At 33.7% G+C, this 13,506-nt stretch carries 18 protein-coding genes; all 18 read right to left on the bottom strand.

All coding sequences use genetic code 11. The features are described 5' to 3' along the window. Positions 1 to 110: 110 nt before the first annotated feature. Positions 111 to 1,274: a hypothetical protein gene (locus M0Q17_RS08150; protein ID WP_295085718.1), complete on the bottom strand. Its 1,164-nt coding sequence runs from the start codon at positions 1,272 to 1,274 to the stop codon at positions 111 to 113. Then, positions 1,271 to 2,674 (bottom strand): conjugal transfer protein TraH, encoded by a 1,404-nt coding sequence (locus M0Q17_RS08145; protein WP_295085715.1) that lies wholly within the window; start codon positions 2,672 to 2,674, stop codon positions 1,271 to 1,273. The genes M0Q17_RS08150 and M0Q17_RS08145 overlap by 4 nt, the downstream gene beginning before the upstream one ends. After that, on the bottom strand, positions 2,671 to 3,138 hold the full coding sequence (gene lepB / locus M0Q17_RS08140) for a signal peptidase I (RefSeq protein ID WP_295085712.1): 468 nt from the start codon (positions 3,136 to 3,138) through the stop codon (positions 2,671 to 2,673). The genes M0Q17_RS08145 and lepB overlap by 4 nt, the downstream gene beginning before the upstream one ends. After that, entirely contained in the window at positions 3,135 to 3,509 is a 375-nt protein-coding gene (locus M0Q17_RS08135) for a hypothetical protein (RefSeq protein WP_295085709.1), read from the bottom strand. The genes lepB and M0Q17_RS08135 overlap by 4 nt, the downstream gene beginning before the upstream one ends. After that, positions 3,506 to 6,052: a TraC family protein gene (locus M0Q17_RS08130; protein ID WP_295085706.1), complete on the bottom strand. Its 2,547-nt coding sequence runs from the start codon at positions 6,050 to 6,052 to the stop codon at positions 3,506 to 3,508. Before M0Q17_RS08130 ends, M0Q17_RS08135 begins: the two co-directional genes overlap by 4 nt. Before the next feature lie 2 nt (positions 6,053 to 6,054). After that, entirely contained in the window at positions 6,055 to 6,465 is a 411-nt protein-coding gene (locus tag M0Q17_RS08125) for a TraV family lipoprotein (protein ID WP_295085703.1), read from the bottom strand. Between the two features lie 17 nt (positions 6,466 to 6,482). Further along, on the bottom strand, positions 6,483 to 6,626 hold the full coding sequence (locus M0Q17_RS08120) for a lipoprotein (protein ID WP_295085701.1): 144 nt from the start codon (positions 6,624 to 6,626) through the stop codon (positions 6,483 to 6,485). Continuing rightward, entirely contained in the window at positions 6,623 to 7,030 is a 408-nt protein-coding gene (locus M0Q17_RS08115) for a hypothetical protein (RefSeq protein ID WP_295085698.1), read from the bottom strand. Before M0Q17_RS08115 ends, M0Q17_RS08120 begins: the two co-directional genes overlap by 4 nt. Further along, complete coding sequence (locus tag M0Q17_RS08110; protein WP_295085695.1) at positions 7,027 to 8,235, bottom strand: TraB/VirB10 family protein; 1,209 nt, start codon at positions 8,233 to 8,235, stop codon at positions 7,027 to 7,029. Before M0Q17_RS08110 ends, M0Q17_RS08115 begins: the two co-directional genes overlap by 4 nt. After that, complete coding sequence (locus tag M0Q17_RS08105; protein WP_295085692.1) at positions 8,225 to 8,935, bottom strand: type-F conjugative transfer system secretin TraK; 711 nt, start codon at positions 8,933 to 8,935, stop codon at positions 8,225 to 8,227. The genes M0Q17_RS08110 and M0Q17_RS08105 overlap by 11 nt, the downstream gene beginning before the upstream one ends. Positions 8,936 to 8,973: 38 nt before the next feature. Further along, complete coding sequence (locus M0Q17_RS08100) at positions 8,974 to 9,519, bottom strand: TraE/TraK family type IV conjugative transfer system protein (RefSeq protein ID WP_295085689.1); 546 nt, start codon at positions 9,517 to 9,519, stop codon at positions 8,974 to 8,976. Beyond that, positions 9,516 to 9,812 carry a hypothetical protein gene (locus tag M0Q17_RS08095; protein WP_295085686.1) on the bottom strand — a complete coding sequence of 99 codons (297 nt, stop codon included), beginning with the start codon at positions 9,810 to 9,812 and terminating at the stop codon, positions 9,516 to 9,518. The genes M0Q17_RS08100 and M0Q17_RS08095 overlap by 4 nt, the downstream gene beginning before the upstream one ends. Next, positions 9,812 to 10,060 carry a hypothetical protein gene (locus M0Q17_RS08090; RefSeq protein ID WP_295085683.1) on the bottom strand — a complete coding sequence of 83 codons (249 nt, stop codon included), beginning with the start codon at positions 10,058 to 10,060 and terminating at the stop codon, positions 9,812 to 9,814. Before M0Q17_RS08090 ends, M0Q17_RS08095 begins: the two co-directional genes overlap by 1 nt. Positions 10,061 to 10,203: 143 nt before the next feature. Then, positions 10,204 to 10,632, bottom strand: a complete 429-nt coding sequence (locus tag M0Q17_RS08085) for a hypothetical protein (protein WP_295085680.1) — start codon at positions 10,630 to 10,632, stop codon at positions 10,204 to 10,206. Next, positions 10,629 to 11,465 (bottom strand): TrbC family F-type conjugative pilus assembly protein, encoded by an 837-nt coding sequence (locus M0Q17_RS08080; protein WP_295085677.1) that lies wholly within the window; start codon positions 11,463 to 11,465, stop codon positions 10,629 to 10,631. The genes M0Q17_RS08085 and M0Q17_RS08080 overlap by 4 nt, the downstream gene beginning before the upstream one ends. Positions 11,466 to 11,475: 10 nt before the next feature. Beyond that, positions 11,476 to 12,423 (bottom strand): TraU family protein, encoded by a 948-nt coding sequence (locus M0Q17_RS08075; RefSeq protein WP_295085674.1) that lies wholly within the window; start codon positions 12,421 to 12,423, stop codon positions 11,476 to 11,478. Beyond that, entirely contained in the window at positions 12,414 to 13,031 is a 618-nt protein-coding gene (locus M0Q17_RS08070; RefSeq protein WP_295085671.1) for a chromosome segregation protein ParM, read from the bottom strand. The genes M0Q17_RS08075 and M0Q17_RS08070 overlap by 10 nt, the downstream gene beginning before the upstream one ends. An 85-nt stretch (positions 13,032 to 13,116) precedes the next feature. Further along, a partial coding sequence (locus M0Q17_RS08065) for a hypothetical protein (protein ID WP_295085668.1) occupies positions 13,117 to 13,506 on the bottom strand: 390 nt, incomplete at its 5' end.

The raw sequence follows: 13,506 nt of genomic DNA, 5'->3' as shown, positions 1-13,506 counted from the left end.
AAGCAAAGAGTGATAAAGCACTTATAGCAGTAGCGAGTATTATTTTTTTCATTATTTTAACCTTTTTATGAATTACCTCTTATTCATAATTTTGAGGTTAAAAAGTGATTTTAGTTTACTGAGCAGGAAATATCTTTTGCAATCTCATTTAATGCTCCTAAGCCGGCTACAGATTCACTAAAATTTTCTTCATTTACTTCTCCGCACTCATATTTAATACTCTCTCCGGAATCAATCGGGCAGATATCATTGTTTGTACCGATACATTCCCTAAGTTCATACTCTATAAAATCTCTATTTGCAGCTGAACCATCCGTAAAAATATGGCTATTTACAACTGTTTTTTCAACTTGACAATATCTTACCTCTTCCAAATCTTCCGTTCTTGACATGTCAAAAGTCTCTCCTGCAGCAGAAACTATCTTCTCATTCTCTGTTGCAACTGGAATTGAGCTAGATCTAGTTCTCAATTGATTTTTTTCCGTCGTAAAATCAATACTATCTTCATTTGCCGAAGCATTTAGCAATGTACTCATAGCAGAATTTGAATCATTTTGCTGAGAAGTCATCATCTCATTACCTTGATTTATTAAAGATGTATTATCAGTTTCTGTATAAGTATAATTGCTGTTGCCCTCTTGATAGTTCCTGCAGGCATCTTGATTTTCCCCGTAAATTTCAACAATACTACTATCGTTATTGATTCTTGTTAATACAAAACGAGGCATTTGATTCTGGAGTATTGCATATATAGCTGCTGATATATCATCAAGTACTCTCTGTGTATCTCTGGCCGCAACACTATTGCAGCTGCTATTGATACAATAACAATTCGATAAATTTCCTCTATTTGAGCTTTGAAGATAAATATTACTTGCATTATGTTGATAACTAAAATAATTGCAATTGTTCCAACTCCCAGAATCGCATTTAATCAAACCGTCTGAACATATTCCGCTAATCCCGCTAAAGGTATAATTTTTTTCTTTTGTTCCGTCCGCATCCATATCTACATTTATATATATAGAAATATCATCTGTTCCCAAGTAAGATATATCTGCGATAGGCTGTGTTGCGCCTTCACATGTGATATTTGCATTAAATGTAGAGTTTCCATCAAGAGTTGTATAACTGCCGGCTCCTGTTCCTGGAGCTGTGATTGTGTTTTGAAAGTTGCTGCTAAAATGATTGTTTAAATTTTTTGCTTCGTTTAAATACTCACCCGCATCTAATCCGCAAAAACAACACAAAAGAAGAATTATTCTTTTGTTCATCTGCCTTGTCCTGCAGTCATAAAAGCTTGATAAGCACTTTGAGTTTTAAGTTGCTGATCCCTTTGTTCTATATAATCTTTTACACTTTTACTATTAACAAAATTTTCTTGAATACTTCTGTGGTATTGCACCGTCTGTTTGCTTAAATCATTAATATTTGCAACAATAAGCCTTGCAGATTCAATGTTGTGATTTGAAATATCTTTACCATTTAAGGCAATATAGGAAGAAACCCCTCTTGCTATTAGCCCTGATAAATATAGAACTAAATCTTTCGTCTGCCCGGCCGCAATCTGACTTGCCATTAAGTCAAAATCACTATCAGCTTTACTGAGCACTGCTGTATTCAAATATTTATATACCGGGAATGTCAAAGTGGATAAAAACTTTTTATCTTCGTCGCTTAATGTTTGTTTGATTTTCATCTTGTTGTAAATCTGTATAAGATGATCCCGAATTATCTCTTTTGTTCCTTGAGTAAAATCATGTTCACCAAGTTTTGAGATTTCTTTTGTGCTAGGATTATAGCTTATGTATGGTATTTTCCCACCTTCGTACAATTTTTTGAAAAACTCTTCTTTTTTTTCACCCGGAAGAGCATAGTCAACAGGCGTACCGTCTGCTTGTTCACCACCGATAACATCTCCTACTGCAGCTCTAAATAATGAAAGTATTAATTTATCATTATTAGCGTCATTGCCCAGTAAATCTAGTTTTGAAACATCAGGTAAACCTTTTGTTGCAGATATATGAAGCAAACTGCCTTTTAAAACCAAAATCTCCATCATCTCATTTGCTTTTGTTGCATCGCCGCCGAAATGATTTTGTAGATTGTTTTTCCATCCCTGCATTGCATTTGTTGCGGATTCTAGTCTTTGTGATAACCAAGAGTCGCTTTGTCCACTAAAAATAGTGTTGTTCATAGCTTCACCAACTGCTTTTCCTGCTCCTTGCGCGGCTTGAACAGCATCACATGTATCAAAATTCATTCCGTTAGCCATATTTGCAAATTTTTCAAGCTCGTTCATAATATTTTGACAATCTTTACATAGAGCTGATATCGCCATTTGGTAGACAAACGCTGGGGCAGCTGCACTTATTGCTTTTAGCTTTTCTATTATAAATTCAGGATTTAAATAAGAAAACCCACCCATCGCTATATCTATTGCTCCACATCCTACATTAAATCTTGGTGGTTCAACATGAATAGGATTGATTGTTCCACCGATTTCTCTAAATTTAATCGTTTGTGAGCCTAGAGAATAAAGGCCTCTTGTTTGTGTTTCATAATAACCTGCATCAGCTCCTGCATCAATCATATTATCTGCAATCCAATTTCCCTGAACTTGAGAATTGCTTATAATTAACAAAAGAGATGCAACATATACTATTTTTTTCAAAATATCCTCCTTGCAGTGTTTTTTACATCTTTTTTATTTACTAACCCAAAATATCTACTATCGTAACTCATTGGATGTTCCCCTAGTGCAAAAAATTCATCTTGAGGGATTGTTCCCGTAAAATCTATTTTATTTAAAATCTCTCCCTCTCTATTCTTATCTAGAGCCACTGCAATTAGTTTGTCGTTACAAAAAATTTTGTTATTTTGAATATCAAGATGTTGTCCACTATCACAGCCAATTTTCTTTATAAATAATTTACCTTTTTGATAATTTTTATAAGGTGCTTTCTCATATTCAAATACTACATAATCATTAGAAGTATTTTTGTTTTGAAGTAAAAATAGATTACCGGACACTGACTCGCTCTCAGGAACTACGAAATGTAGATCACTTATTTTTATAGCTAAGTAGAAAAAAGCTACCGTTGCTAGAGTAAAAGCCATACTTGCATATCTTTTCATGGCAGCAATTTTTCTATCTTTAGCTTCACAATTAAATCATCCGTGAGATCAACTATCTTTGTTGATTTCCTTGTTAGAATGTGCGTCTTTGGATAAACGAGAGCATCTTTATTCTTCGATACAGCGTCTATATAAGCGTTTGAAAACAATATGAGTTTTTCTAAACTGTTATAATGTTCTATCGCCTCATCTTCCGTTGCTTCTGATACCTTAAAAGCAGACTGTTTTTGTTGGTATATTTTTTGAACATCGACTACATAAACTTTTTCACTAGACCTTTTATATTCATCGTATATAAATATAACACCTATAGCTATTATTATTGTTAAAGATATATCTATTAGCCCTTTTAATTTTTCTTGCCATTTCATGCTGCAGCTCCTTGTTTTTCATTATCTACAATATGCTGAATCGCCTCACTTGTAGTCATGCTGTATTTATTCATAATTTGTGCTATTTTGGCTTTGTCTTTTGGTTCGGAAGTACTTAAATAATAGAAGTACCTATCTATAAGCAGTCTGACAACAGATATCTCATTTTCAGGATTGATATAAAAAATCTCTGAGTAGTATCCTTTTGCACTTTTTGTGCTTTTTAGAAGCTCTATATCAAGTTCAGAGAGTGTAAATAGTCCTGATTGTTTTATGGCATTTATTGCAGTGTCGTTTTGATTTAAAAAAAACTTGTAAGGACTGTTTGCCATAATAGCCTGTCCTGCAATAGATAAACCACCTGTTTTCATATTGTAAATATCTTCAAAACTTTGTGTTATTACGATAATAGAAGCATTATGCTTTCTAAATCTTCTATACGCCTGGTCGAAAAACGCATCCATGATTGCATTTTTTCCTAAAAATTTATGTGCCTCATCGATGATCACTTGCGTCTGAATATTAAAGTCGTGGTTATTGTAAATAAACGAAGCGATATTTGAGGCCATTATATAAATTAAAGCATCTCTAATATCTGCTCTTTGCTCAACGCTTGAGAGGTCTAGTACTACCATCGGTTTGGTAAGATCTATATTTCTTGCACCACTTACAAACTTGTAGTATGCTCCACCTTTACACCATGGTTTTAGATGTATTGCAAAATCTATTAACCTAGTATCTTCATAGCTTTTTAAAAGATATTCTTGAATATCGTGAATCTCTAAAATTTTGTTTGGATTTGTATCTAATAAATTAGCAATTACATCTTGCAAAACACCCTTTATATATCGCTCTTCAGACTGAGCTTGTTCTGAAAAAAGATTTGCACCTATCATATAAACAAAATTAATCATAAACTCTGTCTGCTCAAGTATTTCATCTAGTGTATCTTTTGCACCTGTTTGCATATATTCATTATGTGTTATCTGCAGTCCATGAAAAGGATTAAATGAAATCGGATTATTCATATCAATAGAAATATACTCACCTCCTATATCATTGCATATTTTTTTATAACTCTCACCGATATCTATAATAAATACGCGAGATTTTCGGCAATGCTCATTAAAAGCTATATAGTTTGCAAGTACGGATTTGCCTGCGCCTGCTTGTGCGACAATAAAAGCGTTCTTTGAGTAGTTTGAGTTAAAAATATCCACGCCACATATCTGTCCACGGCGACTAGCAAATAGAAGATTAGGATAATTACCGCTGTAATCTGCCTCTAGGGGTAAAAACTGGCAAACTTCATTTACAAAATGGTTTTCATCATTGGACTTTGATATAAGTTGAAAATACTCTTTATTTATTCCTGCCGGCAAGCTGCCTATAAACAGAGGCATAAGAGCAAATGTAAAATCTTCTAGGATAATACCGCCTATCTCTTCTTCGCCTTTTTGTGTTTTTTTCTGCCAGTACGATTTTATTCTGTCCGTATTTGCTTTTACATCTTCATAGCTTTTACCGCTAACCCAAATATTTAGGTCCATCTTAAAGACAGGTTTTCTCTCTTCGATGCCTTCCACAATATCCTGAATTTCTGTTTTTTCTTTTTTTACCTTATTTCCAGTATTTGCTCCGCCCTTTACGATTTGCTTGTTTCTTTTTATAGCTGCTGCTTCTCCGGAACCGACTCTTGTAAGGTTTAAACAGATCATATAATTGTCAACGAACTGATTACTATCTAATCCTTTAGATATATAGTCACCTATTTTCATTCCAAACTCGCTTATATGTGCAAGTTTTGGATATTTTATAGGAGTAAGAGCTTTGAAGTACTTTTTATCGACAACTACACTATCTTTATGAACAAAAATTTTATTATCATTTGCCATTATTTGCTTATTAAAAAATTTTCTCTCGTTATACTCTTGAATATTTCGTAAATCGTGGTTTGGGTTTACCATTTCGTAAAAGATTGCTTTTAATGCATCTTCTTCCAAATTTGTAGGATAAAAGTGATTAGAGTTTAAGATATTAAACACATCCTCTTTTACTGCCTTAAGTTTTAAAAGATTTTTGTTTTTTAAAACGAAAAAAACTCTATTGTTTTTGATTTGTGTAGAAAATCTCGCGTTTATTTTCTCGGTGGTTTTTTGCCTTAGAAAATTTGTGAAATTAAAAACGGAAGTTTTAACAATTTCGCTATCTTGCAGCGTATGAATATTTGTATATTCTTGCAGGTAAGCTTCTATGTTTTTGCTGCCAAATAAAATAACTTGCGTATAAAAACCTTCCGGTATTTTTGTAAGAGCCTGTTCAAAAGTCTCTGCAGTTTCACTACCCATGCGAATGCGGGGAGCAAGTTCACAAACCCATGCATGTTCTCCGTCGTTTGTCTCCCATATACCGTTTCCGTCATATATACTCGGGCGAATATAGTTAGAAAATCTAGGGAAAAAATAGTGTTTTTTATCATCAAAACTATTAGATGCGGTAAATCTATCGCCAATTTTTTTTATAATATTTTCAATTGCAGACATGTCTATTTCTCATGAATAGAAAAGTATTTTTTTTCTTCTATAAATCTTGATTCTTTAATTATCATATGAATCGTTGAAGGTTCATGATAGTCGCCATCCGTATCTATGTAGCTTTTAATTTTGATTTTAGCAATCTTTGGTTTGCTCAAGAGAGGATTTGTTTCTATTTTTTCCCGCGGGAAATTTTCAACGATAGATAGATTATTAAGTATTTTGGGGTTCTCGGAGTTATTCGGCTTATCATGTACGATATCCGACTCTATATAAAGCCCTAAATCAGGGGTTCTCGGAGTTATCGGAGTTCTCGGAACTAAATCTTCTTTTTCTGCACTACTTAGATTTTCTGTAGCTGCTACACATCCATTAAAGAACAATATAACCATTATACTACCAAACAAAAGCTTTAAACTCATTTTCTTATCTCCTTTTTTTAACGATTGTAGTTATCTCTTACCATTCCGCAGCTTCCGGCATTTACATCACCGCTGCAACTAAAGTTTTCTTTATAGGGCATAAACGAGCAGCCTGTAAATACTAATACCGTTGATATTAAAAATATGATTTTCTTCATCATTTTATCTCCTCTTTGAGTGACTCAACAGCTTCTTCTACTGCCAATGATTTTCCTAGTCCACAATTCATAAATTTATAATCATTAATTATCTGGGCATATGCGTATTTGCTTTTTTTGTTGCCTATGGTTTTTAAAGCTGAAAATGCGTGATTTTCAGAGAAAAACTCTTGCAGATCTTTTACAGCAACTTTGTTGTAAAATTCATTGGTACAAGTTTTAGCTTCATGGTAGTCTTTTACAACCGCCGCCGCCTCACTTGACAAAGACTCAACAGCCACCAAGAAATCTTTCATTTCTCCACTTTTAACTTTATTTAAGTCAAACATGCTTTTAACCTCTACCACTTTTTCGGAAGAAAATAACACACTTGCGACTACTAATGTTCCTAAAATAATTTTTTTCATTTTTTGACTCCTACCGTATTTTTTTGAAACTGAATAACCGATGTGTCAGTAACCATGACATCAACATCTATATCTGGCTTTATTTCTATTGACGGCTCTATTTGTTTAACCATATCCATATAAAATTTGCTAATCTCCTTGCTGCCTTGCGCTATACCGCCGTAAGCACCACTTTTTAGCATCTCATCGTTGCTCATTCCTTCGGTTGTGGTTAATGTTCCAGTTGTGCTCGTTAAGACACTTTGGTATTGGTTAGCCGCACTTCTTGCAAACCCATCTACAAAACCGGCGATTAAGCTTCTGCCAAGTAATGCACCCTGCTTACTAACAACTACACCGCCTATTCCATTAGTTCCACTTTTTCCATATACACTACCTGAAAGTTTAGATACAAGAACTTCTCCGTCATTCGTAGTACACGAAAGAAAATTTGTCCTTATGAAAACACTCTCCGTTGAGAGATCTCCTTTTCCCTCTCCTTTTATCATGCAGTCTTTAATATTTGCTTTTGCGTGATTGGGAAGGATTGCCAAGTCAGTTACTTTCATAAAAACGGGCTGCGGCTCATTTACTGCTTTAGTCAATGTTGGCGCTCTAACACCGCTTATCAATCTTGCCTTTATGAGGACACCCGGAGCTAAAATAATGTCTTTTTTATCTTTTTGTGGCGGGAAATTTTTAGCAGTATCATTCGTATCATTTTTTTTTATGTCAAAAATCATGCTCTCTTGCATCGGCTCAATTCTTGTTGTTTTTTCTATAGGTTTTTGCAGCGGCATATTGCCACTGTCTGCACTTTGAAAAGGAGCAGGAAAAGAGAGGTTGTTTTGTTCACGTCCAGAGTACTTAAAATCAACACCGGTTGCTCTTTCTTCCTCTTTTTGCATCTCCTCTTTTGTTAGCAATCGGTTTATGATATCTTGTTGCTCTTTTTGCAATTTTTTCATCATCTGCATCTCTTTTTTTTGTGAGCTTAACTCCGGTGCAATCTCTCCTATGTATTTTGTTTTTATCATGTCATCGTTTTTAAAAATTCTAATATCTTCTTTTTCAACTCGTGGTTCATCTACCGAAGCCAAAGTAACCCATACTCTCCACACTACAAGTAAAGTCAAAATAGCTCCCCCTGCTATGAGCTTAATGTTTCTTTGCTCTTTTTGTGCATCTATATTAGTAGATACAGTTTCTTCATTTTTATCTTCCACTACTTGCCTCCTTTTCCGCCAATACAAAATAATTATGCTCAAATAAGGCAGTCGCTGCTATCTTGTTTTTCACTATCTTGTTTGCTTTTTCCATCCCTGCATCATCATTGTCTTTCAAAAAGAATTTATATACTTGATAATTAATTCCGTCAAAACGACTTAAAAAAAGAAAGTCGTCATACCTTTCATTTTTCTTTACTACATTAAAACTACTATTAAGCCTATTTTCAATAGCTAATCTAAAAATATTTTTTATATTTTTTATATACTCCGCTTCACCTTTTTCTATCTTTACTACATCCTCTTTTGCAAGTGAGCTATCAGTTATATACACGGTTCGTGGATCTATCTTATCGGGAACAAAAATAACGGCATAAGTTTTTTTGTCGGTTAGAAAAAACACCTCTACCTCATTGTCCGCATATATAATCTCACTTTCAATGATTTTTTTATCCACAACCTCCATTTTTTTCTTTGGGATAACTTTTACATAAGCCTCACTACCATTGGTTTGAATATTTATGTTTTTCTCTTGAGAATATATTTTCCCTGTAATTTCATTGGGCAATACAATTCTATTGACAGAATCTTTACTTATGCGTATCCTCAATGTTTCATTGTCTTTATAGTCAAAACTATTTGTTACATCCGCATTTAAAACATAGGTAACAAAAGTTATGAACAATATGATTTTCTTCATTTTTTAGCCTTTCTTATTATTCACTACTTATTCATAATTTACTTGATTGTAAACGATGAGATATAGAATCTGCCGCTTTGCACTTCAAAGTAGATTTTTAAAGTGATTCCTCTTTTCTCTACTACTTTATCCCCGATAATATTATGCTTCATTCCCTGCACCGTTATATGGTCTTTTTCAAACTTGAATGATTTTGCCCAAAACGCACTCGTGATACCGTTTTCTACTAAATACCTTTTTTGATTTTCCAGGTCTAGCTTCAAGTTTTGGTAAAAATGAGGTGCTGCCAAATCTAAAACAAATTTAAACTGTGTTTCTACACTGTTTGGAGAAACATTTAAAAGTGCCGTTGATATATACTGCCCCATCTGCTCAAGATATGATTCGCTTACATCCTTAGATGTTGCCCAAAACTCTTTTTGCACGCTTGCAGGCAAAATAATTATTTTTTGCTCTTCATAAAGCTTGTATATAGTAAAAGAAGAAATACTTAAAGCAGATGCAAGTATTATTGAAACTATTTTATTTGCAAGCTCTTTTGCAACTAATCTGTCATACTCATTTTTAAAATATTTTCTAATCATTTTATAAACTCCCTTTCATGGCTTTTTGGAAAAGTTTTTAAATCAGGATTTGTTATGCCATACCACCACAAAACTCCTCGATAATAACCTTTTACTCTTGTTTCGTTCAACTCTTTTAAAAAAATCATCATATACATAGAAATACCGATTGTGATTAAAGTAGGTGTAAATCCAAATTTAAAAACTTTTGCAACAGCTATTCCGATTATCGGAATAGCCATGTCTTTAAGCGTATAATTACCTATCGTAATATCTTTGTTGATGCTTCGATAAATTTTCACATAGTCACTCATTAAATCATTGCTCCTGCTATAGCTTGTGCGATACTGTCAAGCTGCCCAATTATAAGTGCTAAAGCACCAACCATAACACCCTGAAAAGGATGTTCTTTATAAGCCCTAAATACTGCCATACCAAGCATTCCCACAACAATAATAGGCTGTAGGTATTGATCCGTTAGAATCGCTTGAACCTTTGCCCATAGTCCAGACATTCCTAGTGTATCAGTTGTTCCTGCAATAGCTGATACACTAAAAATCATTAGCATTACAGCTATTACCGCAAAAGTTTTTCTTTCTTTCATTTTTATCTCCATAATTTTTATTTGTTTGAACTGTTAAGAAAAATGTTGTTTCAACCTGGATCTATTTTCTTCATTTTTTAACCTTTTCTATTATTTATCTCTTATTCATAATTTCTTTGAATTTCAGAAATTTTAAAAAGATAATCAATAAATAGGGAAATATCTATAGGCTCACCCACCATTGGAGCAATAACAAATTTTTTATCTTGTGTCATCACAAAAGTTGTAGGAGTAGATTTAATTTGAAACATTTGGAACATTTTTGCTTCATCTTCGACAATGGCAAAAATAAACCTTGAGTTTAAAGAGTTTTTAGTATCGCTATCCAATGACGCAAGTTTATTTTTAAAACTTACGCAACTACTGCATTTTTCAGAAGAAAACAGCAAGAAGAGTTTTCTTCTGTCTTTTGAATTTGAATAATTTAAAACTTCTTTGACATCATAGAAGTAGATACCATTTAAATTAAGTACCGGAGTACTCGCAAAAAGATTTAATGCGAATATAAAAAATAGAAGTACTCTTTTCATCTTGTTTCTAACTTTTTTACAATGCTTGCTAAAAAATCATTTTGCTTTTTTTCTAGCATCTTCTTGAGAGCATATATAAATGGCATATCACCGTAAAAGATAAAGGTATCGCCGATATCGCTTTTTACATCTAATATGTCATGTTGTGTATATAAAATTGCAGGTACTCGCTCTATATCAAACTTTTTAGATATTCTCGGCTCTATTATGATCTTTGCATTGGCGTATTCTTTGCCTATGAGATCTTTTATCCAAATCAATGTAGGCTTTATTTTTTGCATACCGCCTATAGCACCTTGCAATACAAAAACTACATTGTTTTGAATATGTTTTGTACTCTCAAGATAATTTTTGATAGTTGCCTTTGGCATAGAAGAGCTAATGAAAATATAGATTGTTTCTTTTGAGTTAAAATAAAAATTGTCTTGCCCCGTTGCTTGGTTTGATTTGATATGTTCTTTAGCTACTGCCGCCTGTGCACTCCAATTTAATTTTTTATCATAAAGCAAATTATCTTTTGCCTCACGAAATTGTTTTTTAAACTTATCAGTATGAATTACTTGAGCATCATCTTCTGCATCATTTTTTATCTTTTCATCCGTAAATTTGTTCTTAACAATCTCTTTTGCATCGGCTTTGATAGAATTAGAAATATTTATATCTTTAAATAATTTGGATGCACTTATATCTGCATTGTAATCGATATCAATCTCTTTTTTGGCTTTCTCAACATCAGTGCTATATTTATCTAAATAGATTTTTGATTCATTTTGTTCATCAGAGGCTTGTAAACCTGTAAAACAAATTATTAACAGTAAAATTAATTTTTGCATTGTATTCTCCTTATAAAACACAACAATCTCTTTTTTTGAACAACATAAAGCCAAAATTATCACCTATGAAAGGTGGGTTGTGCCCAGGAGTCCACATTAAACCGCTTGTACCTATTGTTGTTGCAAACGACGGAATCGGAGTCACCAGTTGTAATCGGTATGCCGACTTTCTCCAAATAGGAGCCGGATAGTAACCGCAAAGACCAGCCTGTCCCCAGCTACCCCACAATATTAACTGTCTATGTAATTTGTAAATCATCGAAGCTGCCACACTTGCAGCATCTTCAACTGTATTTTTAGTATTTGTCCAGCCTGTAAGAGGGTAAGCATTGCCCCAACTGCCTTTGCACCAAAAAAGTGGATCTATTGGATTAAAAAGAATAGATGCAACTGAATCAGCAACACATGATAAATTTGCTACAGGGTTGCCAAATAGTAAAGCTTCCGGTGTCATAAAAGCACTAAGCGTATCGCTATTCCAAAGGGGATCTACCTCTGTAACATACGCATAATCTGCTCCTGTACTTTGTAAACATACAAAATCAGTTAACAACTCAAGTAGAGCAAAGATAGGAAATATTAAATAATGTGCCTGATAAAAAGTTTTCTGCCTATCCTGCCCATCCCCGTATGTTCCACCGCCTATTTTTCCGTAGCCCGTTCCAAAGCCAAATGTAGGAAAACACCATGCATCTGAAACTACTTCGATTATACGAGATGGTTCAAAGTAAGATACCGGTATCCCTACTCTTGGAAATGGATCCGTACATACACAAATAGGACTACTTACATGGCTTGAACTATCTGACATTCTACCTGGTATAATCGTTGCACCTGCAATACGCAAAGGAAACATTGCACCGTAATCAATCTTTCCTATCAAGTCCAATGTTAACGCTCCCGTTGGTGCGCAAACTGCGAAAGCATTTACAACAAATGCAAAATAAATTATTGGCAATCTTTTAAACATATTTCCCTCACTTCTATTTGATTTCCGACTTGCTTTACAATACTCGGAGTTTTTTCGATTTTATATTTATCTGCAATATCTTTTGTTAAGTAGTAAGCAGGTTTTTTAAACTCCTCAGTGATTTTAAAAGCATTGCCGCTTGAGAGCAGAATCATATATTTTGCACTGTCAAGATAACTGTTCTTTTTTGCCCACTCTATCTCTATTTTGTTGTTTGCATCGATGATCACGATTTCCTGCTGCATATGCACATAATCCGCAGGATTGAGCCTAAATCCTTTTGCATACATAACTCTGCCTTGAGAGTCTTTTATATCTTGCGGCACGATATATGTTATGTCGGGATAAAAAGTTTTATCTTTTGTGGCTGCAGTTAATTTGTTTTGCTCCGGTTTCCAATCTCTAATCTTATTTTTTTGTTCAATATTGAGCTGCTTGATTTTTTGTTCAATCTTGCTTTCATTCTTTTTTATATGTTCTTGAATGTCTTCTAATGCATTTTTTTCCGCGAAGTCATAAGTCTTTCCATCATGAAATATGAAAATTTCACTCCAAAGAAGTTGTGAAATTAAGCATAAAATTACAAACAGTTTCATGAGTTTTCACCCCATCTTCGCTTTTTAAATGCCTTTAACAAGCGTGCTATAAGATTTTTCAGCATGTTCTTATACTCCTCTACTGTTATTTTGTATTTTTCAAAACTAAAGAGCCATTGTTTTGGGTTCTGTTTGGCATCTTGTTTATAAAGTCACACGACTTATTGTTACTGCTAGAAAATATATATGGTATTGACTTTTGAGCTGATTTTTTTATCATCTCTTTTGCTTTAGAAAAAGACAGCTCCATCGAATCAAAGTCTGTATACTCAATATATACACTATCACTTAGTACTTCAATGAGTTTTATCTCTTTTAGTTCTTCTCTTAAGAGCATCTCTTCTATTGTTATTTTGTAGTTATTATGATCATCCAAACCGTACACATGTAGTGGATGGGGGGTCGAGAAAATGAGTCCATTTTTGAACCCATCTTTCCATTCTGGAAAGTTTATGCCGCGGCTTGATGTTACAAA

This window comes from Sulfurimonas sp. (assembly GCF_023229105.1).
Classification (GTDB): Bacteria; Campylobacterota; Campylobacteria; order Campylobacterales; family Sulfurimonadaceae; genus Sulfurimonas.
This window is presented reverse-complemented; position numbering and strand designations above follow the sequence as displayed.